Source organism: Micromonospora sp. NBRC 110037 (assembly GCF_001652995.1).
In the GTDB taxonomy this organism is placed as follows: Bacteria; Actinomycetota; Actinomycetes; order Mycobacteriales; family Micromonosporaceae; genus Micromonospora; species Micromonospora chalcea.
Map to the genome: position 1 here is coordinate 2,107,763 of NZ_BBVA01000002.1, position 21,106 is coordinate 2,128,868.

General features: G+C 72.9%; 18 protein-coding genes. 7 read left to right on the forward strand and 11 right to left on the reverse strand.

The annotated features are described in order from the left end of the window. Nucleotides 1-65: 65 nt before the first annotated feature. The 4 genes from A4R25_RS08720 to A4R25_RS08735 form a co-directional block, all read right to left on the reverse strand. Nucleotides 66-1,268: an alanine--tRNA ligase-related protein gene (locus tag A4R25_RS08720; RefSeq protein WP_064446246.1), complete on the reverse strand. Its 1,203-nt coding sequence runs from the start codon at nucleotides 1,266-1,268 to the stop codon at nucleotides 66-68. Between the two features lie 403 nt (nucleotides 1,269-1,671). Further along, on the reverse strand, nucleotides 1,672-3,018 hold the full coding sequence (locus A4R25_RS08725; RefSeq protein WP_231915492.1) for a glycosyltransferase family 4 protein: 1,347 nt from the start codon (nucleotides 3,016-3,018) through the stop codon (nucleotides 1,672-1,674). Between the two features lie 194 nt (nucleotides 3,019-3,212). Further along, nucleotides 3,213-4,352 carry an acyl-CoA desaturase gene (locus A4R25_RS08730; RefSeq protein ID WP_043324718.1) on the reverse strand — a complete coding sequence of 380 codons (1,140 nt, stop codon included), beginning with the start codon at nucleotides 4,350-4,352 and terminating at the stop codon, nucleotides 3,213-3,215. Nucleotides 4,353-4,366: 14 nt separating this feature from the next. Further along, nucleotides 4,367-5,458 carry a ferredoxin reductase gene (locus A4R25_RS08735; protein ID WP_064446248.1) on the reverse strand — a complete coding sequence of 364 codons (1,092 nt, stop codon included), beginning with the start codon at nucleotides 5,456-5,458 and terminating at the stop codon, nucleotides 4,367-4,369. A gap of 83 nt (nucleotides 5,459-5,541) precedes the next feature. Between A4R25_RS08735 and A4R25_RS08740 the strand changes: the two genes are divergently transcribed. The 4 genes from A4R25_RS08740 to A4R25_RS31425 all read left to right on the forward strand — a co-directional run bounded on the left by A4R25_RS08740 (nucleotide 5,542) and on the right by A4R25_RS31425 (nucleotide 8,776). After that, nucleotides 5,542-6,765 (forward strand): CdaR family transcriptional regulator, encoded by a 1,224-nt coding sequence (locus tag A4R25_RS08740; protein ID WP_064446249.1) that lies wholly within the window; start codon nucleotides 5,542-5,544, stop codon nucleotides 6,763-6,765. A 106-nt stretch (nucleotides 6,766-6,871) separates the two neighbouring features. Continuing rightward, nucleotides 6,872-7,867 carry a nitroreductase family protein gene (locus tag A4R25_RS08745; protein WP_064446250.1) on the forward strand — a complete coding sequence of 332 codons (996 nt, stop codon included), beginning with the start codon at nucleotides 6,872-6,874 and terminating at the stop codon, nucleotides 7,865-7,867. A gap of 31 nt (nucleotides 7,868-7,898) precedes the next feature. Next, the gene (locus A4R25_RS08750) at nucleotides 7,899-8,156 is read left to right on the forward strand and encodes a hypothetical protein (RefSeq protein WP_231915462.1); all 258 of its coding nucleotides are present in this window, start codon (nucleotides 7,899-7,901) and stop codon (nucleotides 8,154-8,156) included. 449 nt (nucleotides 8,157-8,605) lie between these two features. Next, complete coding sequence (locus tag A4R25_RS31425; RefSeq protein ID WP_013285860.1) at nucleotides 8,606-8,776, forward strand: hypothetical protein; 171 nt, start codon at nucleotides 8,606-8,608, stop codon at nucleotides 8,774-8,776. A gap of 67 nt (nucleotides 8,777-8,843) precedes the next feature. Here A4R25_RS31425 and A4R25_RS08755 read toward each other — a convergent pair whose 3' ends face one another. Both A4R25_RS08755 and A4R25_RS08760 read right to left on the reverse strand, forming a co-directional pair. After that, nucleotides 8,844-9,107 carry a hypothetical protein gene (locus tag A4R25_RS08755; protein WP_222948895.1) on the reverse strand — a complete coding sequence of 88 codons (264 nt, stop codon included), beginning with the start codon at nucleotides 9,105-9,107 and terminating at the stop codon, nucleotides 8,844-8,846. 32 nt (nucleotides 9,108-9,139) lie between these two features. Continuing rightward, nucleotides 9,140-10,924 carry an N-acetylglutaminylglutamine amidotransferase gene (locus A4R25_RS08760; protein ID WP_064446251.1) on the reverse strand — a complete coding sequence of 595 codons (1,785 nt, stop codon included), beginning with the start codon at nucleotides 10,922-10,924 and terminating at the stop codon, nucleotides 9,140-9,142. Nucleotides 10,925-11,158: 234 nt separating this feature from the next. On the opposite strand from A4R25_RS08760, the gene glnA reads away from it, so the two are divergent. Both glnA and A4R25_RS08770 read left to right on the forward strand, forming a co-directional pair. Further along, nucleotides 11,159-12,583 carry a type I glutamate--ammonia ligase gene (glnA, locus tag A4R25_RS08765; protein WP_043324723.1) on the forward strand — a complete coding sequence of 475 codons (1,425 nt, stop codon included), beginning with the start codon at nucleotides 11,159-11,161 and terminating at the stop codon, nucleotides 12,581-12,583. Between the two features lie 155 nt (nucleotides 12,584-12,738). Next, nucleotides 12,739-13,884: a glutamate--cysteine ligase gene (locus A4R25_RS08770; protein WP_064446527.1), complete on the forward strand. Its 1,146-nt coding sequence runs from the start codon at nucleotides 12,739-12,741 to the stop codon at nucleotides 13,882-13,884. Between the two features lie 46 nt (nucleotides 13,885-13,930). Here the strand turns inward: A4R25_RS08770 and A4R25_RS08775 are convergent, their stop codons facing one another. Further along, a complete protein-coding gene (locus tag A4R25_RS08775) occupies nucleotides 13,931-14,758 on the reverse strand; it encodes a PIG-L family deacetylase (protein ID WP_064446252.1) in 828 nt (275 codons plus the stop codon). 73 nt (nucleotides 14,759-14,831) lie between these two features. Between A4R25_RS08775 and A4R25_RS08780 the strand changes: the two genes are divergently transcribed. After that, a complete protein-coding gene (locus A4R25_RS08780) occupies nucleotides 14,832-15,545 on the forward strand; it encodes a hypothetical protein (RefSeq protein ID WP_043324727.1) in 714 nt (237 codons plus the stop codon). A gap of 52 nt (nucleotides 15,546-15,597) precedes the next feature. Here A4R25_RS08780 and A4R25_RS08785 read toward each other — a convergent pair whose 3' ends face one another. The 4 genes from A4R25_RS08785 to A4R25_RS08800 all read right to left on the reverse strand — a co-directional run bounded on the left by A4R25_RS08785 (nucleotide 15,598) and on the right by A4R25_RS08800 (nucleotide 21,103). Then, a complete protein-coding gene (locus A4R25_RS08785; RefSeq protein WP_064446253.1) occupies nucleotides 15,598-18,408 on the reverse strand; it encodes a glycoside hydrolase N-terminal domain-containing protein in 2,811 nt (936 codons plus the stop codon). A 156-nt stretch (nucleotides 18,409-18,564) separates the two neighbouring features. Then, on the reverse strand, nucleotides 18,565-19,581 hold the full coding sequence (locus A4R25_RS08790) for a hypothetical protein (protein ID WP_064446254.1): 1,017 nt from the start codon (nucleotides 19,579-19,581) through the stop codon (nucleotides 18,565-18,567). Nucleotides 19,582-19,583: 2 nt separating this feature from the next. Then, the gene (locus tag A4R25_RS08795) at nucleotides 19,584-20,666 is read right to left on the reverse strand and encodes a hypothetical protein (RefSeq protein WP_064446255.1); all 1,083 of its coding nucleotides are present in this window, start codon (nucleotides 20,664-20,666) and stop codon (nucleotides 19,584-19,586) included. After that, the gene (locus A4R25_RS08800) at nucleotides 20,663-21,103 is read right to left on the reverse strand and encodes a hypothetical protein (protein ID WP_064446256.1); all 441 of its coding nucleotides are present in this window, start codon (nucleotides 21,101-21,103) and stop codon (nucleotides 20,663-20,665) included. The genes A4R25_RS08795 and A4R25_RS08800 overlap by 4 nt, the downstream gene beginning before the upstream one ends. Between the last annotated feature and the right edge of the window lie 3 nt (nucleotides 21,104-21,106).

The following is a 21,106-nucleotide window of genomic DNA, read 5'->3' on the forward strand; positions in this document are numbered from 1 at the left end:
GCCACCGCTGAGCCGGCTGCTGCTCCCCGGCTGGTGCCCGCCCGGCCCGCTCCCCCGGCCGCTGCTCAGCTCGTCTCGGCGAGCAGGCCGTCGACCAGGTCGCGGGGCAAGCCGTGGGTGTCGTGCAGCCAGTGGTAGTCGTGCTCGGTCAGCGGCCCGCGCTCCCGTACCCGGTCCACGAGCGGCCGTCCGCGTCGCAGCAGCCCGCGGAAGCGACGTTCCTCGTCCACCAGCGTGGCGTGCAGCGAGCCGACGTCGACCGGTCGCTCGCCGGGCGGCGTGCCCGGATCGGGCAGCTGACGGAAGCGGCGCAGCGTGTCCGCGTACAGCTCGGGCGGCAGCCCGTCGAGGCTGCGCGCCGGGTCGTCGCGCCACAGCACCGTGAGCGCGCGGCGCAGCAGCCGCCGCAGCACGTACCCGCGGCCGGTGTTGCCGGGGCGTACCCCGTCACCGAGCACGACCACCGCGGACCGCAGGTGGTCGGCGACCACGCGCAGGTCCGTGCCGCGCAGGCCCCAGTTGCCTACCTCGTCCACCCACCGGCGCAGCCCGTCGCCGGTGAACACGGACCGGTCGCCGCGCAACACCATCTCCAGCCGTTCCAGGCCCATGCCGGTGTCGATGCTGGAGTGCGGCAGCGGCGTGAGCCGCCCGTCGGGGTGCCTGTGGTAGCGCATCTGCACGTGGTTCCACACCTCCACCCACCGCGCGTCGCTGCTGGGCGTGCCGGTGGGCGGGCCGTCGCCGGTCCACACGAAGATCTCCGAGTCCGGTCCGCAGGGGCCGGTCGGGCCGTTGGACCACCAGTTGTCCTCGCCCAGCGCCTCCACCGGCACACCGAGCCTGGTCCAGGTGTCCCGCGCGGTGTCGTCCGGTCCTTCACCGTTGCCGCCGCCGAAGACCGTGGCGTGCAGCCTCTCCACCGGGATGCCGAACCCGTCGGTGAGCAGGTCGAAGCCCCAGCGCAGGCTGGTCGCGATGTCGTAGTCGCCGAGCGACCAGGAGCCGAGCATCTGGAACACCGTCAGGTGGGTGTCGTCGCCGACCTCGTCCAGGTCCGTGGTGCGCAGGCACCGCTGCACGTTCGCCAGTCGCCGCCCGCCCGGGTGCGGGCGCCCCAGCAGGTACGGCGTGAGCGGGTGCATGCCGGACGTGGTGAACAGCACCGGGTCACCGGGCGGCGGAATGAGTGAGCTCTCCGGCGCGCGCTGATGGTCGTGCCGGTGGTAGTGGTCCAGGAACGTCCGGGTGATGTCGTCGGGTGTCATGGCGGATGCCTTCCGGGTACGGGTGACCGGACGGCCCGCCGCGCGCGTTGGCGTCGACACGACGACGCCGGCGGACCGTTTCCGGTCGCCGGCGTGGGTGTGGGGCAGGTCAGGCGGCGGCAACCGGCGAGCGGGAAGCTCGCGCGGCCGCGGCGGTAAGACTGCGCCTGCTCTGCATACCTCGACGCTAGCCCGGCCGCCCCTGTCCCGCCCACCCCTTTTCCCCCGCCCCGCCCTCGCCCTCGCATGATCAACACCACCCCCCCGAAATGGCGGGGTCACCGGCACTCGGATCCCGCCACTTCGCCGAGCTGGAGTTGACCATGCCTCCCGAAGGGCGGGTGGAACGCCATGGGTGTCAAAACGGGCCGGAGACACCCGTGGTGTTCCACCCGGGCGGGCGTCAGCGAATGGGGGTGAGCAGGCGGCGGTAGAGGGCGTCGAGGCGTTCGGCCTGCGCCTCCCACGTCCACCCCGGGAGCGGGGAGTCCTCACCCTCGTACGCCGCGCGGTAACGGGCCGGATCCGCGAGCACCGCCCGCACGGCATGGGCCAGGTCGGCGGCGTCGCGGGCACGGAACACCTCGCCCTGCCCGGTGGCCCGGACCGTCTCGGCCATGGTGCGGACGTCGCTGACCACGATCGGCAGCCGCGCGTGCGCGTACTCGAAGAACTTGGTGATCAGCGCGATCTCGTGGTTGGGCCAGTGGTGCAGCGGGATCAGCCCGATGTCGGCGGTGGCGAGGAACGCGACGAGCTGGCGGTGCGGCACGTACGGCAGCACGTGCACCCGGTCCCCCACCCCGTGCCGGGCCGCCCGGGCGACGACCTGGCGGACGTAGGCGGCGGCCGGGTCGGCGACGACAAGCGCCAGGTGTGCGCCGGGCAGCAGCGGCAACGCCTCGACCACCGTGTCCACGCCGCGCTGCACGGCCATCGCCCCGCTGTAGACCAGCAGCGGCGTGTCCGGTGGCAGACCGCAGCGCTTCCGCAGATCGGGAGCGGATGTCTCCGTGGTGGCGGCGATCGGGGCGTTGAGGATCACGGTCGGGCGTTCGGGCAGGGCGTGGTCGCGTACCAGCAGGTCGGCGAGCGTGTCGGAGACGGTGACGACCGCGTCGGCGTGACCGACGTACTCGCGGACGTAACCGAGGTGGGCGGGCAGCCAGCGGGCGTTGTCCCGACGCGGCCGCGCGCCGGGCAGCCACTCGTGCGCGTCCCAGACCAGCTTGACGTCACGTCCGGCGGCGCGGGCGCGGTCGACGGCGCGGGCGGCCACGCCGAGCATCCGGAAGTCGTGCGCGTGGATCAGGTCGGGGCGCAGGTCGTCGACGACCGGTCCGGCGACCCGTTCGTAGTCCCAGAGGCCCGGCTCCAGCCGCCGCCAGGCCCCGTCGCGCAGCCGGGCCCGCCAGAAACGGACCTCGGCGTGCTCGACGGGCCGGCGGGCCAGCCGCGCCGCGTGCAACGGCAGTCCGCCCCGGGCCACCAGCCGAGCCCGCAGACCGGACACACCGCGCAGACCGGACACGCCGCGCAGCCCGGAGCCGTCGCGTGAACCAGCGTCACGGCCCGAGGCGGCAACGGCGGCGAGCGGCAGGACGCGTACCTCGGCGTCGCCGAGACGCCAGCGGCGTTCGGCGTCGACGTGGGCGCAGCCGATCAGCGTGACGTCCCAGCCGGCGTCGGCGGCCGAGCGGGCCGCCTTCTGCACCCGCGAGTCACCCTCGACCGCGTTGTCGACGAGCATGACCACGCGCCGGCGGAGTCGCATCGTCGAACACCCCTTCACCCGTACACCCGCAACGGGCGCGAGTGTACGGGGACGCGGGGCTGTCACGACGGCCGCGAAACCCGCTCTGAGCTGGGCGGATTCCGACTGTGCAGCGGCTGGTCGGGTGCCGGCCGGTGGAAGTTCACCGGCCGTGCACCGAACGGTCGCGGTCAGGCCGTGCCGGAGGAGACCAGCGGGGCCGGGGCGACCGGCTGCCGGCTGTCGTTGCGGTTGGGCAGCGACAGGCGGATGACCTTCCACCACGCGGAGGCGACCTGCTTGGGCAGGGGGCCGGTGGTGTAGTGCAGGCCGTACCTGTCGAACAGCGCGCGTACCTGCGGCGCGATCTCCTGGTAGCGGTTGCTGGGCAGGTCGGGGAAGAGGTGGTGCTCGATCTGGTACGACAGGTTGCCGGTCATGATGTGCAGCAGCCGGCTGCCGCTGATGTTGGCCGAGCCGAGCATCTGGCGCAGGTACCACTCGCCGCGCGTCTCGCCCTCGATGGAGGTCTTCTCGAACGTCTCCACGCCGTTCGGGAAGTGCCCGCACATGATCACCGAGTGGCTCCACACGTTGCGCAGCAGGTTCGCGGTGAACGTGGCGGCGAGCGTGGTCAGGAAAGACGGGCCGGACAGCAGCGGGTGCACCACGTAGTCCTTGAGCACCTGGCGGCGGATCTTGCGGCCGACGGCCCGGGCCTTGGCGCGGAACTTCGGGTCCTTGAGCTTGCGCTGCTTGAGGTGGTCGCCGAGTTCCATGTCGTACGCGGCGATGCCGTACTCGAAGAACATGGCGTTGATCAGGTTCCAGAGCGGCTGGCCGAGGTGCATCGGGTGCCACGGCTGGTCCTCGTCGACGCGCATGATGCCGTACCCGAGGTCGTTGTCCTTGCCGACGACGTTGGTGTAGCGGTGGTGCAGCTCGTTGTGCGACTGCTTCCACTGGTCGGCCGGGGAGACGTGGTCCCACTCCCAGGTGGTGGAGTGGATCTTCGGGTCGCGCATCCAGTCCCACTGGCCGTGCAGGACGTTGTGCCCGATCTCCATGTTCTCCAGGATCTTGGCGACCGTGAGGCCGGCCGTGCCGACGATCCAGGCCGGCGGGAACAGCGAGAACAACAGCACCGCGCGACTGCTCATCTCCAGTGTCCGCTGGGTCTTGACCACCTTGCGGATGTAGCGGGCGTCCCGCTCCCCCCGGTCGGCGAGGACCCGGTCCCGGATCGCGTCCAACTCCTTGCCGATGATCTCGATGTCCTCGGCGCTCAGGTGGGCGATCGGGTTGACGGCCTTCTTCTGGATGACGGTCACGTGGGTGGCTCCTGTCAGAGATCGATGTCGCAGGTACCGGCGGCGGCCGACACGCACGTCTGGACGAGCACGCCGTCCCCCGGTACGGCAGTGGTGACGTCGCCGTTGCGCAGGTCACGGACGGCGCCCTGGCGCAGCGGTACGACGCAGCCGAAGCAGATGCCCATCCGGCACCCGGAAGGCATCAGCACTCCGGCGTTCTCCCCCGCGTCGAGCAGGGTGGTGGCGCCGTCGGACTCGACGGTCACCCCTGCTCCGGTGAAGGTCACCGTGCCTCCCTCGCCCGGTGTGATCACCGTCGGGCGGAACCGCTCGGTGTGCAACCGTTCGACGAGGCCGTTCGAGGACCAGTACCCCTCGACCGCGTCGAGCATGCCGATCGGGCCGCAGGCCCACGCCTCGCGGTCGAGGTGGTCGGGCACCAGGGCGGCGAGTTCGGCGACGTCGAGCAGGCCGTCGGTGTCGGTGTGCCGCTCGACCAGCCGCAGCGCGCCGCGGTCGGCGAGCGCGCGCAGTTCCGTACCGAAGATGACGTCGTCGCGGGTGGGCGCGGAGTGCACGAGCACCACGTCGGCCCGGTCGGCCAGCCCGGAGCGCAGCATCCCCATGACCGGGGTGATGCCGCTGCCCGCGGTGAGGAACAGGACGCGCTCGGGCGTCGTGGCGGGCAGCACGAACTCGCCCTGGGCCTGGTCGAGGTGCACGATCGTGCCGGGCCGGAGCCGGCGTACGAGGTGGTTGCTGACCTTGCCGTCGGGGATGGCCTTCACGGTGACGCTGATCCGGCCGTCGGCGGCGTCCGGCGCGGAGGTGACCGAGTACGCGCGCCACTGGCGCACGCCGTCAACGTCGACGCCGAGGCGGATGTACTGCCCGGGCAGGTGGCCCTGCCAGGCGCGGCCGGGCTGGATCACCAGCGTGGCCGCGTCCCGGGTCTCCGGGCGGACGGCGACGATCCGGCCGCGCAGCGGGGCGCCGGCGCGCAGCGGGGCGATCAGGTCGAGGTAGTCGTCGGGCAGCACCGGCGTGGTGACCGTTCCGGCCAGCCGCAGCAGCCTGTCCCGGAAGGTGACCTTCTGAGGGCGGCGGGAGGCAGTTGTGGTCATATGACCAGCGTGACCGCCCGATCGCATAACATCTTGACCAGCAAAGGTGAAAAGGTCGCGGGTTTTTGTTCGGAGGGAACAACATGACGTTGGAGGCCGGCACTGGGCAGCGCGCCGCGCACCTCAACCTCGAGGCCGGCATGGCCGCGACGCTGCGCGACCGGCTGCCGATGGTCGCCGAACGGACCGTCTCCGCGATCACCGCCGAGGTGCCGGACTACTCCGGCGCGCTCACCGGCGCCATGCGGGCGAAGATCGAAAACGCGGTACGCATCGCGCTCGGCACGTTCCTCCAGCTCATCGAGGGTACCCAGGCGTTCGACCCGAGCACTCCCCTGGCCCCGGCGCTGGAGGCCGCGTACGCGCTGGGCAGCGGTGAGGCCCGCTCGGGGCGCAGCATGGACGCGCTGCTGGCCGCGTACCGGGTGGGCGCCCGGGTGGCCTGGCGTGAGGTGTCCACCACGACGGTGCGCAGCGGGCTCGCCGCCGAGACGGTGGCCGAGTTCGCCGAGTTGATGTTCGCGTACATCGACGAGCTGTCCGCGGCGAGCGTGGCCGGGCACGCCGACGAGCTGGCCAGCGCCGGCCGGATGCGCCGCCGCAGCCTGGAACGGCTCACCCAGCAGTTGCTGGCCGGTGAGCCGGAGGAGTCGCTGCGGCGCAGCGCGGAGCGCGCCGACTGGCCGCCGCCGCAGACGCTGACGGTGGTGCTGCTGCCCCGCCGGCACCTGCGCGCCGTTCTGGCGCTGCTCAGCCCGCACACGCTGGAGAGCGGCGAGGACCTGCCCGGCATGAACCCGGTCGAGGAGCTGGCCGTACTGCTGGTGCCGGACATGCACGGCGGCCGGCGCCGCCAGCTCACCCGGCTGCTGCACGGGCACCGGGCGGTGCTCGGCCCGGCCCGCCCCTGGCACCGGGTCGCCGCGTCGTACCAGCGGGCCACCCGGGCGCTCGCGCTCGGCCTCGGCGAGCCGGACGCCGGACCGGTCGACACCGAGCGTCACCTGGCCACGCTGCTGCTCAGCATGGACCCGGAGGCCCTGGCCGACCTGCGCGCGCAGGCCCTCGCGCCGCTGGCCGCGCTACCCCCGGCCACCGCGCACCGGCTGGCCGAGACGCTGCGGTCGTGGCTGCTGCACCAGGGACGCCGCGACGACGTGGCCGCCGACCTGTTCGTGCATCCGCAGACCGTCCGCTACCGGATGGGCAAGCTCCGCGAGCTGTTCGGCGACCGGCTGCTCGACCCCGCCGCCGTCCTCGACCTCACGATCGCGCTGGCCGTACCCCCGGAGGCGGACGCCGTCTGACGTCGCGCCGGGGCGCACGGCCCGGTGCGGCCGGGACCTCCGGCCCTGTCCGCCCGCCACGGCGGCGGGCAGGGTCGGAAGGGGACGAGCAACCAGGAGGGCCGCCATGACCAGCGCACCGACCCGCACCGACCAGGACCCGAGGGTACGGGTGCTGGAGGCGGCCGCCCGGCAGTCCCTGCACGCCCCGTCGGTGTTCAACACCCAGCCCTGGCGGTGGCGGATCACCGCCGACGCGCTGGAGCTGCGCGGCGACCCGGATCGGCAGCTCACGCATACCGACCCGGACGGCCGGCTGCTGATGCTCAGCTGCGGCGCCGCCCTGCACCACGCGCGCGTGTCACTGGCGGCGTTCGGCTGGGCGGCGGTGGTCGAGCGGCTGCCCGACCCGTCGGACCCGTCGTTGCTGGCCCGGATCCGCACGACCGGCCCGATCGACCTGGACGTGCCGGCGGGCCGGCTGGTCGACGCGATCCCGCGCCGCCGCACCGACCGGCGGGCGTACGGCGACCGGCCGGTGCCGGAGGCGGTGCTGGCCCGGCTCGGGGAAGCCGTCGAAGCCGAGGGCGCCCACCTGCACGTGGTCCGGCCGGACCAGATGCCGATGCTCGCCGTGTCCACCGGCCGCGCCGCCGAGGCGGAGCTGGCCGACCCCGCGTACCGGGAGGAGCTGAACCGGTGGACCAACCGGCCGCCGGGCAGCGGCGACGGAGTGCCCGCAGCCACCGCCGTGCGGCCCTCCCCACGGCGGGTGCCACTGCGCGACTACGCGCCCGGCGGGGCGGCCGGCCTCAGCGCGGGCACGGACTTCGACCGCGGCGCGGCGTACCTGATCCTGTTCGGTGAGGACGACGAGCCGGCCGCCTGGCTGCGCGGCGGCGAGGCGCTGTCGGCGCTGTTGCTCACCGCCACCGCCGAAGGGCTGGCCAGCGCGCCGCTCAGCGACGCCGTCGAGCTGGCCTGGCCGCGCCGGATGATGCGTGACCTGCTCGCCGGCATCGGCAGCCCGTACCTGATCGTGCGCGTCGGCTGGGGCCCGGAGGCCGAGCTGCCGCCGGCGCCGCGCCGCGCGCCGGGCGACGTCATCGAGGTGGTGGACTGACTCCGGCCTCTACGACTTCGATGCCCGCCGCATGTGGCTGATCGACCTGGACGAGTACCGGCGGGGACCGCTCGTGCTCGACTCCGGCCGGCTGCCCGGGTCCCGCCGCTACCTGTCGCCGGAGGAGCTGACCCGCGGCGCGACCGTCGACGACCGCCCCACGGCCCACGCGCTCGGTCGCACGCTTCGCCACCCGCTCGACGGCCTGTCCGGCTGGCGGAACGCGCGGTCGTCGCCCGGGCCACCCGCGCCGATCCGGCCGCGCGGCACGCCACCGTGGCCGCCCTGATCGGCCCCTTCGGCGACCCGAGCCCAGGCCAGGTGGTGACTGTCCGTCACCTCGATTCCGACGCAGCGCATCGTCACAGTGAGTGAGGAGCGGCTTCCCGGACGAATGCACCACCTTTCCGCGCACACTGCATCTGAGCAGCCAAAAGGCTCAACTGGCCGTTGACGATGCTGTTGCCTCTCCGCCGACTTTGCTCTGCAGCCTCATACGCGGCGGTAGCCGTGAGTCACCGTCGCGTCGATGGCTGCAGAGCAAAGTGGCCCGAGGTCAACCATGCGGGCTCAGCTTCGGCGCTACCGTACGTGACGGCGAGGGGGTCGGCATGTCGGGACGACCAGGGCCGGGTGCGGGGCGGCCGTCGGGCGGAAACCCGCTCCCGGGGCCCGTCCGGCGCATAGCGTGGGGCGAGGTGGCCTGCCCGGGGCGCCGGTGAGCGGAGGGAGAACGCGGTGACTGAGCCGGAGGAGGAGCAGGAGAAGACCCGCAAGACCGATCGGGTGCTGTTCTCGCCCGACGGCGACCCGCACCACACGCTGGCCGAGGCGCCCCAGCCGGACGAGCACCTCCCGCCCACCGTCACCCGCGACGGCCACACGGACGTGCTCGACGACGAGCAGTGAGCGCACGAACCCGCCCGGCCGACCGGGCGGGTTCCAGCCGCCCCGGAGGGCGGCCACGGAAGCAGCCTCAGACCGGCGGGATGCCGGAGCGGCCGATGTCCGACATGTCGTCGCCGATCTCGGTCCGGGTGCCGGCCACCGGCCCGGCGGTCGCCCCGGTGCGGTCCTCGATGCAGGCTTCACCCAGCCCGTGCATCAGCTCACCCACCGCGGCCAGCGCCGCGCCCTTGTCCGGGCAGGGCTGCCCGGTGGCGAGCACCCGCCCGTCGCCGCCGACCACGGTGAACCCCACGGTGCCGTCGGCTTCGCTCTCGATGACGAACTTCACCATGCTCCTCTCGCCGCCCCGGGCCGGGCGGCCCTTCAGCTCACGCCGTGCGACTGCAGCCACAACTCCAGCAGGCCCAGTTGCCACAGCTTGTTGCTGCCGGCGGCGGCCTGCGCCCGGTCCGGCTCGGCCAGCAGCTCGTCGACGTACTCCCGGCGGAACAACCCGCGCCGGCGTGCCTCGGGCGCGCTGAGCGCCTCGACCACCAACTCTCGCACGGGCCCGTCGACGTTGCGCAGCGCCGGCACCGGGAAGTAGCCCTTGGGCCGGTCGATGACCTCGGCCGGCAGCACTTCCCGGGCCACCTCCTTGAGCACGCCCTTGCCGCCCTGGGCCAGCTTGTGCTCGGGCGGGCAGGCCGCGGCGAGCGTCACCAGGTCCTGGTCGAGGAACGGCGTCCGCACCTCCAGCCCCCAGGCCATGCTCATGCTGTCGACCCGTTTGACCGGGTCGTCGGGCAGCATCAGGTGCGTGTCCAGGCGCAGCACCGCGTCCACGGCGGTCTGCGCGCCGGGCGCGGCCAGGTCCGCGGCGACCAGCTCGCCGCTGGCGTCGCGCTCACAGGTGTACGCGGGGTCGACCACCCGGTTCAGCTCGGCGTGATCGCGGTCGAAGAACGCGGCGCTGAACTCGGCTGCGGCGTTCTCCCGCGCCGCGTCGGCCAGCCGGTGGTGGTAGCCGTAGCCGGCGAACACCTCGTCGGCGCCCTGGCCCGACTGCGCCACCTTCACGTGCCGGGCGACCTGCTCGGAGAGCAGGTGGAACGCCACCACGTCATGGCTGCCCATCGGTTCGGTCATGGCCGCCACGGTGGCGCGTACGGCCGGGCCGAGATCGCCGTCGGAGAGCTGGATGCGGTGGTGGTCGGTGCCGAACGCGCGGGCGACCAGGTCGGAGTAGTGGAACTCGTCGCCGGCCTCGTCGCCGCGGCTGTCGAACCCGATGCTGAACGTCTGGAGGTGGTGCTGCCCGGCACCGTCGAGCAGCGCGACGATCATGCTGGAGTCGAGGCCGCCGGAGAGCAGCACCCCGACCGGCACGTCGGCGACCAGCCGGCGGCGTACGGCCGTGCGCAGCGCGTCCCCGACGGCGGCCCGCCAGTCGGCGGCGTCCATGCCGTCGTGGGCCCGGTCGCGCCGGTACTCGGGCCGCCAGTAGACGCGCTCGCGGCTGTGCCCGTCGGCGTCCACCACCCGGACGGTGGCCGGGGGCAGCTTGCGGATCCCGCGCAGGATCGTGCGGGGGGCCGGCACGATCGAGTGCCAGGACAGGTAGTGGTGCAGCGCGACCCGGTCGATGCCGGTGTCGACGTCGCCCCCGGCCAGCAGCGCCGGCAGCGTGGAGGCGAACCGGAGCCGGCCCGGGGACTCGGCGAGGTAGAGCGGCTTGATGCCGAGCCGGTCGCGGGCCAGCACGAGCCGGCGGCGACGCCGGTCCACCAGCGCCACGGCGAACATGCCGACCAGGTGGTCGACGAACCGCTCCCCCCACTGCGCGTACGCCACCAGGATCACCTCGGTGTCGCTGGTGCTGTGGAACGTGTGCCCGGCGGAGATCAGTTCGTCGCGCAGCTGCGGATAGTTGTAGACGCAGCCGTTGAACACGAGCGCCAGGCCGAGGTCGTCGCGGACCATCGGCTGCGCGCCGGCCTCGGACAGGTCGATGACTGTCAGCCGGCGGTGCCCCAGCGCGATCCAGCCGTCGTCCCACGCGCCCTCACCGTCCGGGCCGCGTGAACGCATCGCCGCTGTCATCCGGTTCACCGCGTCGGTGTCGGGGGTGGCCCCGTCGAACCTGGCCTCACCGCTGATCCCGCACATCTCAGCGCCCACCGGTCAGTCGCGGAGCACCCACCATGCCAACCTCCCGCCGCGTCGTCTCCCCGGGCGGTCCGCCGGGTACGGCGACTACCCGGCCTGTGGCGAAGGAAACCCGGATGGGCGGTTGGCGAGCCGGGCACGGCGCGCCGTCGTACGGTGGCGGTACGGGCCATGTCCCCGGGCGGTCCGGCCACGGGACGTGGCCAGGATCAACGACGCCTGCCAGGAGGACGTGTGTTCGCCAATTCCGAGGAACTCCTGCGATACCTCACCGACGAGGACGTGAAGTTCGTCGACGTACGTTTCTGTGACCTGCCCGGCGTGATGCAGCACTTCAACCTGCCGGTCGAGTCGTTCGACGACAGCGTGTTCACCGACGGCCTCGCCTTCGACGGCTCCTCGATCCGCGGCTTCCAGTCGATCCACGAATCGGACATGCTGCTGCTGCCGGACGTGGCGACCGCGTTCGTGGACCCGTTCCGCGCGCAGAAGACCGTCGCGTTGAACTTCTTCGTCCACGACCCGTTCACCAGGGAGGCGTACTCCCGGGATCCGCGCAACGTGGCGAAGAAGGCCGAGGCGTATCTGGCGGCGAGCGGCATCGCCGACACCGCGTACTTCGGCGCGGAGGCGGAGTTCTACATCTTCGACTCCATCCGCCACGAGACCTCGGCGCACCAGTCGTTCTACTACATCGACTCGATCGAAGGCGCCTGGAACACCGGGCGGATCGAGGAGGGCGGCAACCGCGGCTACAAGACCGCCTACAAGGGCGGCTACTTCCCGGTGCCCCCGGTCGACCACTACGCCGACCTGCGCGACAGCATGGTCCGCCGGATGGTGGACGCCGGTTTCACAGTGGAGCGTTCGCACCACGAGGTGGGCACCGGCGGGCAGTCGGAGATCAACTACAGGTTCTCGACGCTGCTGCACTCGGCCGACGACCTTCAGCTGTTCAAGTACCTGATCAAGAACGAGGCGTGGGCGCACGGCAAGACCGCGACGTTCATGCCCAAGCCGGTGTTCGGTGACAACGGCTCCGGCATGCACACCCACCAGAGCCTGTGGCGCGGCGGCGAGCCGCTGTTCTACGACGAGACCGGCTACGCCGGCCTGTCCGACACCGCCCGCTGGTACATCGGCGGCCTGCTGCACCACGCCCCCTCGCTGCTGGCCTTCACCAACCCGACCATCAACTCGTACCGCCGTCTCGTCCCCGGCTTCGAGGCGCCGGTCAACCTGGTCTACTCCCAGCGCAACCGCTCCGCCTGCACCCGCATCCCGGTGACCGGCAGCAACCCGAAGGCCAAGCGCGTCGAGTTCCGCGTGCCGGACCCGTCCAGCAACCCGTACCTGGCGTTCGCCGCCATGCTCATGGCCGGTCTCGACGGCATCAAGAACAAGATCGAGCCGCCCGCCCCGATCGACAAGGACCTCTACGACCTGCCCCCGGAGGAGTGGGGCGACGTCAAGCAGGTGCCCGGTTCCCTCAGCGAGGCGCTGGCGGCGCTGGAGACCGACCACGACTACCTGCTCGACGGCAACGTCTTCACCGCCGACCTGATCTCCACCTGGGTCGACTGGAAGAACGCCAACGAGGTCGACCCGGTACGCCTGCGTCCGACCCCGCACGAGTTCGCCATGTACTACGACTGCTGAGCGACGTCCTGCTGAGCGACCCCACCGCCCCCGCGCCACCCGCGGGGGCGGTGGTCGGCGGAAACAGCCTCGGGACGGCCCCCGGCCTCGTACCGTCGAGACATGATCCCGCCTCACGACGAGCTGCCGACCGTTCCGTGCCGGTGGAGCCGTCGGTGAGGCCGCGGCCCACCACCACCGCCACCACCCCGACACCGGAGATCCCCACCGTCCTGACCCTCGGGGTGGAAGAGGAGTTCCTGCTGCTGGACCCCGTCACCGGCGAGAGCATGCCGGTCGCCGACCGGGTCCGCGACGCGCTCTCCGGGACCGCACGCGAGCAGAGCCGGCAGGAGTTCCGGCACAGCATGGTGGAGATGGTGACCCCGGTCAGCCCCGACCTCGGTCAGCTCCGCGAGCACCTGGTCACGCTACGCCGGGCGGCCGCCCGGGCGGCCGACGCGGCCGGGGCGCGCCTCGTGGCGGTCGGCGCCACCCCGGTCTGCGAGGCCCACCGCACGGTGCCCGACGAGCAGCGCTACCACGACATGTCCCGCCGGTTCGGCCCGGTGGCCCACGACCCCGCGGTCTGCGGCTGCCACGTGCACGTCGGCGTACCCGAGCGGGAGCTGGCCGTGCAGGTGTGCAACCACCTGCGCCCGTGGCTGCCGGTGGTGCAGGCGCTCACCACCAACTCGCCGCTGCACGACGGGCGGGACACCGGGCACGCCAGCTGGCGCTCGATGCAGTTGGAACGGTGGCCGAGCATCGGGCCGACGCCGCACTTCCACTCGGCCGCCGACTACGACGCCACGGTCCGGGACCTGATCACCGCCGGCATCATGCTCGACGCCGCGATGGTCTACTGGTACGCCCGCCCGTCGGCGGCGTACCCCACAGTGGAGATCCGCGTCGGCGACGTCTGCCCCACAGTCGACGACACCGTCCTGATCGCCGGGCTGGTCCGGGCGCTCGTCGCCACCGCGATCGACGACATTCGCGACGGCGTGCCGGCCCAGCGCATCCGCGACTGTCTCGTCGCCGCCGCGCACTGGCGGGCCGCGCACGACGGCGTGGACGGTGACCTGGTCGATCTGCGTACCGGGCGGCCCCGGCCCGCCTGGGACCTCGTCGACGACATGCTCGGCTTCGTCACGCCCGCGCTGACCCGCCACGGCGACTTGGACCTGGTCCGGCGCGAGATCGACCGGGTGCGCCGCGAGGGCACCGGCGCCACCCGGCAACGTCAGGTCATGGCCGACACCGGCGGTGACGTCCGTGTCGTGCTCGCGCACCTGGCCGCGCAGACCGTCGCGGCCTGAGATGAGCGGCCCGGCCGACGACACGCCGGACCGGGCCGGCGGCCGGTCAGCGCAGCCCGGCGAACAGGTCGTCCTCCGGCGTCGGCGCGCCGGTGGTGTCCCGCACCCGCACGAACGTCTCCATGCCCATCAGCTCGGTGAACCGCTCCTGCCCGAGGCGCAGGAAGAAGATGTTCTCCGCCTGGCTGGCGTGCGCGGCGAGCGACGCGAACTTCTGCCCGCCGTAGCCGCTGGTGTTGACCCAGGTGGTGATCTCGTCGTCCGGCAGGCCCAGCGCCGGCATCTCGTCGGTCGCCTCCGGCTCGGGGAACTCCACCCCGATCTCGCGCATGACGGTGCCGAACTGCTGGAACGCGCTGCGCGGCACGGTGGTCCAGTAGACCTTGGCCGGGATGCCGGTCTGCTCGACGGCGGCCATGGTGATGCGGTGGGCCTGGATGTGGTCCGGGTGGCCGTAGAAGCCGTTCTCGTCGTAGGTGACGACGACGTCGGGACGGTAGCGCCGGATCAGCTCGGCCAGCCGGCCGGCCGCCTCGGCCACCGGCGTGTTCCAGAACGCGCCGGGCGCGTCGTTCGTGGCCCAGCCCATCATCCCGGAGTCGCCGTAGTCGAGCGTCTCCAGGTGGGTCACCTTGAGCGCCTCGCAGCTCGCGGCCAGCTCGGCGCGGCGCATCTCGACCACGGCCTTCGGGTCGTGCCCGGGGTCGCCCGGCTTGGTTCCGCCGGGGCCGTCGCCGCACCCCCCGTCGGTGCAGGTAACGAGCACAGTGGTCACGCCCTCGGCCGCGTAGCGCGCCAGGATGCCGCCGGTGCTCGTCGCCTCGTCGTCGGGGTGCGCGTGCACCGCCATCAGGGTCAGGGATCGATCGGTCACCCCGTCACCATACGAGCATCGGCCGACGAACTAGCATTGCCCGGTCCGCAGACGGCGACGGAAGCGAGGCGCGATGGGTTGGCTCCAGCGGTTGCTCGGTGGCGGACGGGTCGAACTGGACCCGACACGTCAGCAGGAGCTGCTGCGGGACGTGCGGCAGTCCTACGGGGCGCACGCCCGCCTCCGGTTCCCGGAGCAGGCCGACGCGATCACCCGGCTGCTGTCCGATGACGACGGTCTCGTGGTGGCCGCCGGGATCGTCTGCGAGGCCGCCGACCAGGCGCACGCCGACCTGCTGGGCCAGGCGCACGAGGTGTTCCGGCGTACCGGCCGGCGGCTGCTGGTGCACCGCCGCAACTACCGGCCCCTGTGGAAGGAGGCCGGGCCCGCGCTGCGCTGGCCGCTCGGCGCGCTGCCCAGCGGGCTGCACCCGTACGCGCAGGTGGCCGGCGCCGTGGCGGCGGTCGGCGGGCGGGCCGACCGGCTGGACAAGGTGACCGATCCGCAGCCGTTCGTGACGCGCCTGTTCGAGGTGCTCGACCTGACCACGGCCGGCTGGGAGTTCGGCCGGGTGCGTGTGGACACCGACAGCGCGTCGCTGGTGGAGCGGCTGATGGGCACCGGCGCGCGGGTGCTCGCGACGATGGACGACCCGCCCCGGCTGCCGCCGGCGGTGCGGGAGATGATGCGCCGCAACCACCGCATCGCCGTGTACGACCCGGCCGGTCCCCGGGTGGTCGGCGAGTTCAATCTGGGCGCGCGGCTGCGCGAGACGCTGCTGGCCTGACCGTCGGCACGCCCCGCCCCGGCCGGGTTGCCGCGGCGGGGCGCGTCAGCGGTCAGGTGGTGGTGCAGGTGAGGTTCGTCGGCGGGTTGTTGGTGCCGCCGGCCGTGCCGATGAAGCCGAACGTGGTGGAGCCGCCCGCCGGCACCGAGCCGTTGTAGTCGACGTTGCGCACCGTGACGTTCGCGCCGCTCTGGGTGTGCGTGCCACTCCAGATCTGGTTGATCACCTGACCGTTCGGGAACGTCCAGGACACCGTCCAGCCGCGGATCGCGGTGGCGCCGGCGGTCACCGTGACCTCGGCCTGGAAGCCGCCGGACCAGGAGCCGGTGATCGCGTACGTGGCACGCGCGCCGGACGGCGCCGGGGAACTGGTGGTCGGGGTCGGGGTCGGTGACGGCGTGGACGTCGGCGTCGTTGTCACTGTCGGCGAGGGGGTCACGCCCGGCCGGACCGCGCGGTAGGTGTGGCCGGCGCGGACGGTGAGCGCCACGACGTCGGACTCCGGCCGGGTGGTGGCCGGTGTGCTGCCGTCGGTGACGTCGGTGAGGGTGAAGGCGCCGGTGAACAGCCGGGACCGCAGTCGCAGCGTGCCGTCGCGGTCGGCGCGGACGCTGATCTCGTCGGCCTGGCTGTTGCTCCAGGTCAGCGCCACCGTGTAGCCACCCCGGCCGCGCAGTCCCGCGACCTGCCCGGCGGGCCAGGCGCTGGGGAGCGCGGGCAGCAGGTGCAGCTCCCCGGTGTGGCTGTGCAGCAGCATCTCGGCGATGCCCGAGGTGGCGCCGAAGTTGCCGTCGATCTGGAACGGCGGGTGCAGGTCGAACATGTTCGGCGCGAGCCGGTCGGTGCGGACCAGGTCGCGCAGGAGCTTGTGGGCGCGGGCGCCGTCCTCCAGCCGGGCCCAGAAATTGATCTTCCAGGCGAGGGACCAGCCGGTCCCGTCGTCGCCGCGCAGCTCCAGCGTCTTGCGGGCGGCCTCGTACAGCGCCGGGGTGCCCCGCCTGGTGATCTGGTTGCCGGGATGCAGCCCGTACAGGTGGGAGACGTGCCGGTGGGTGCGCTCGGTCTCGACCCAGTCGGCGAGCCACTCCTGCACGTTGCCCCGCGAACCGACGCGGCTCGGTGGCAGCCGATCCTTGGCCGTACGCACCTGGGACCGGAACGTGGTGTCGACGCCGAGCACCTCGCTCGCCCGGGCCGCGGCGTCGAACAGGTCGCGCAGGATCTGGTTGTCCATCGTGGGTCCGGCGCAGACGCTGGCGTTGGCGTGGTGCGCCAGCTCCGGCGAGTTCGACGGGTTCGTCACCAGGTAGCCGAGCGTCGGGTGGGCGACCAGGGTGTCGAGGAAGAACTGGGCGGCGCCCTTGAGCGCCGGGTAGTTGGCCTGGAGGAAGCCGAGGTCGCCGGTGAACAGGTAGTGGTCCCAGATGAGCGTGCTCAGCCAGGCCCCGCCGGTCTGCCACATGCCCCAGAACGCGCCGTCCACCACCGATGCGCCCCGCCAGGCGTCGGTGTTGTGGTGGGTGACCCAGCCACCGGCGCCGTACTGTGCCTGGGCGACCCGCGCGCCGGTGACGGTGAGGTCCTTGACCATGTCGAAGACCGGCAGGAAGCACTCGGACAGGTTCGTGGTGTCGGCCGGCCAGTAGTTCATCGGCAGGTTGGCGTTGACCGTGTACTTCGAGTCCCAGGACGGCGTGAGCGAGTCGTTCCAGATGCCCTGCAGGTTCGCCGGCTGGGTGCCCGGCCGCGACGAGGAGATCAGCAGGTACCGCCCGAACTGGAACAGCAGCGCGGCGAACTGCGGGTCGTTCGTGCTCGCGTGCTGCGCGATCCGCACGTCGGTGGGCTGGTCGGCGGCGGCGGTGCGGCCCAGGTCGATCGTGACCCGGTCGAACAGCGCCTGGTAGTCGGCGCGGTGGCGGGTGCGGAGCTGGTCGACGTCGACGCTCTTGGCGGCGTTCAGCCGGTTGCGGGCGATGCCCTGGTAGTCGCCGTTGACGGTGCGGTAGTTGACGTAGCTGGTGCCGATCGAGATCAGGACCGTCACGCTGGTCGCGCCGGACACCCGCAGCGTGCCGCCGGAGCTGCTCACCGTGCCGCCGGTGACGGCGGCGTTGGCCAGCGCGAGGAACCGCACCGAGCCGTTGACCCCCTCCATCGAGCCGGAGATGCCGTCGAGCGCGACTGTCGCGCCGTCCGGGCTGGACACGGTGGTCCGCTGCGGGCTGTCGAACGCGGCGGAGAACGTGATCGCGTTCGCCCGGTCGGCGGTCAGCCGGAGCACTATCACCTGGTCGGGCGCGCTGGCGAACACCTCCCGCTGGTACCGGACACCGTTCAGCACGTACGTGGTGGTGACGGTGGCGGTGGTGAGGTCCAGCGTCCGGTTGTACTGCGTCGCCCCGCTCGCCGACCCGAAGGAGAGCCGCAGGTCGCCGACGGTCTGGTAGGCGAGCTGACCGCCGGGGCTGCCCATCATGGTCTGGTTGATCAAATCCTGGGCCGAGGTCCACTGGTCGGCGAAGACGCGACGCCGGATCTCGGCCAGGTTGGCCGCGCCCCGGGTGTTCGCCGAGTCGTACGGGCCGCCGGCCCAGACGGTGTCCTCGTTGAGCTGGAGCCGTTCGGTGTCCACGTTGCCGAACACCATCGCGCCGAGCCGCCCGTTGCCGATCGGCAGGGCGCGCAGCCAGTCGGTGCCGGCCGGTTCGTCGTACCAGAGCGCCAGGTCGTTCGCGGCGAGCACCTGCGCCGGCGCCGCCGAGCCGGCGCGGGCGGCGGCGCTCCAGGCGGCCGGCACCAGCGCGGCGCCGGTGCCGGCCGCTGCGGCCTTGATGACGTTGCGTCGTGTCACTTCAGACATGCTTTTCTCCCAACCGCGCGGATCAGAGGCGGGTCCGGATGCGCGGCGCTGCCCTGTTATCGCTAACAGATTGCGCCTCGCACACCCGGACGCCGCGTTCCTGCCACTCCGCGCCCAGGGCTCCCGACCGGGCGACACGTCGGCCAACATGGACTCTCATGGATGAAGTGACATCGCGTCAAGGGGTGTTACCGCTAACAGACGCGATCCGTGGCGCACTCGCCGGGCCGAGCGGGGCGCGGGCGCGGCCGGCCGGCCCACCCGGGCCACGTGCACGATCCGCTCCGGCGCCACGTCCAGCAGCGTGCCGAGCGCGCCACGGGTGGCTGCGACGTCGACGAGCTGACTGAGCGGGTGCGCGGCCAGCCCGGCCGTGTGCAGCGTCAGCCACATCCGCATCAGCACGCGTCCGAACTCGACCTGCCCGGCCGCGTCCAGACCGGGCGGCGCGATCAGCGCCAGCACCCCGCCGCCCTGCGCCAGTGGATCACCGCCCGCGGTGGCGAGCAGCCGGGGCAGCCCCAGCGGGCGCAACGCCGGGTACGCCGCGAGCGCCGCCCGCAGTCCGGTGGCCGCCGCCCGGCCCAGCCCGAGGCAGCTGTCACTGAGCCCGTCGCTCCGGTAGCGCGGGCACGCCCGGTCCAGGCGCAGCCAGCGGCGCAGCTCGGCGACCACCGACGGGTCGGCGTACACGTGCCGGTCGGCCGTGCGCAGCAGCGCGCGCAGCCGCCCGGCCGCCGGCACCACGCGGGCCGCGCCACCGGCCCGGCGGGCGACCGCGTCCACGGCCGCGACCACGTCGGCGTCCGGGCCGCCGGTGAACCGGCCCCGGTGGGTACGCCGGTCCCACACGTCGGCGGCGCGAAACGGCGTCCGGTACGGCTGCCGGGCCGGACGCAGCCGCCCCACCCGCCGGTCCGACTCGTCGTGGTCGGCGGCCCAGTCCAGCCGCAGCCCCGCGTCGGCGGCGACGATCAGGCAGGTCTCCACGAACGCGCCGAGCGACAGCCGCAGGTCCCGCCCGGTCGGGTCGCCGGCGGGCAGCGTGTCGGCCGGGTCCCAGCCGACGGTGATCGCCCAGCGCTCGTAGCGCAGCCGCCACGGCTGGGTGTTGTGCGCGCTCGGCGCCCGCCAGCACAGCGGCTCCAGCGCGCGGAACGCGGCGAGGTCCATGCTCACCGCTCCCTGGCGTAGAACGTGTAGCCGTGCAGCGGGCGTCCGCCGAGGCGCCGGTACTGGGCGGCCGACGCCGGGTTGTCCCGCCCGACGTACGTGCTGCGCAGCGCCGTGTATCCGCCCTCGTGCAGGTTGCGGTGCAGGTGCTCGGACAGCAGCCGCTGGTAGCCGCGCCCCTGGAACCGCGGCACCACACCCTTGACGATCAGCACCGCCTCCCGGCGGTACCGGCGGCGGGTGGCCAGCAGCCGCAGTTGGTTGACCGGGTTCAGGTCGCCGCGCACAGCGACCAGGAAGTCGCTGATGTCCGGTACGCAGAGCACGAACGCCACCGGGTGCCCGTCGCGGGTCAGGTAGAGCAGCAGCGAGTCATCCAGCAGGTACGCCAGCCCGTCGGTCTGCCGCCGCAGCTGCGCCGCCGAGATCGGCGTGTAGTAGCCGAGCTGGGCGAAGGAGTCGTTGAGCATCCCGCGCAGCAGGCCCAGCTGTTCGTCGAGCCGCCGGCTGTTCCCCCGGTGCAGGTCCAGCCGGGAGCCGTCGGGCTGGACGCCCAGCGCGGGCGGCGGCCCGGTCGGTGGCGGCACCGGGCAGATCCAGGTGTCGGAGACGAACCGCCCGGTGAACCCGTTCTCCTCGTAGGCGTCCGGGTAGTACGGCGGGTTCCACGCGCTGTCCACGAAACCCCGGTCGGCGTACCCGGAGGTGATCACGCCACCGGCCTGGTTGGGCAGCAGCGCCACCGGCCCGAACAGCAGGTCCCGGCCGGGTGTGGCGTACGTGGCGATCGCGTCGAACAGCGGCCGGGCGGCGTGCGGCGTGAACTCGGTGAGCCCGAACAACTGGCACCGGCGGCCGAGCTTGGCGTCGAGGTCGGCGTCGGTGTGCAGCGTGGTCCGCCCGACCACCGCGCCGGTGGCGTCGCGCAGCACGTACATCGGCACGCCGTCGCGCCACCAGCGGCGGATCTGCTGCCGGGGCGTCGGCACGTAGCGGGACTCGTCCGCGTACAGCCGGTCGGTGAGCGCGAGGAAGTCGCGCAGGCCGCGCCGGCCGGTCACGCGCTCGAACCGGTGGCCGGTCACCGGCGCACCGCCGGTCCGGTGGTCTCCGCGCCCAGCGGCGTGAACCGCTCGATGTGGCCCATCGCGCCGTCCTCGGCCCGCCACGCGCCGTTTGAGTAGCCGTCCGGGGAGGCGGTGTAGAGGCGGATGAACCCGGCCGTGGCGTTGCGGTTGCCGTCGGTCAGCCACATCATCAGCTTGCGGTGGTGCCGGGTCCGGGCGAAGCGCAGCAGCGCGTCGCGGTCGGTGAAGAACGCGATGGTGCCGAGCGTCAGCGGGAACTGCCAGTAGACGGTGTGCCAGCAGTAGCCGGACATCCGGCGCATGTCGCGCACCATCCGGATCCAGTCGGGGGCCAGGCGCAGCAGCACCAGCGGGTTCGCGTACCGGGTGCCGCCGATGAACATGGCGCCGGCGCGGGCCTGGGCCGGGGCGCGGGAGAAGTCACGGGTACGCATCGC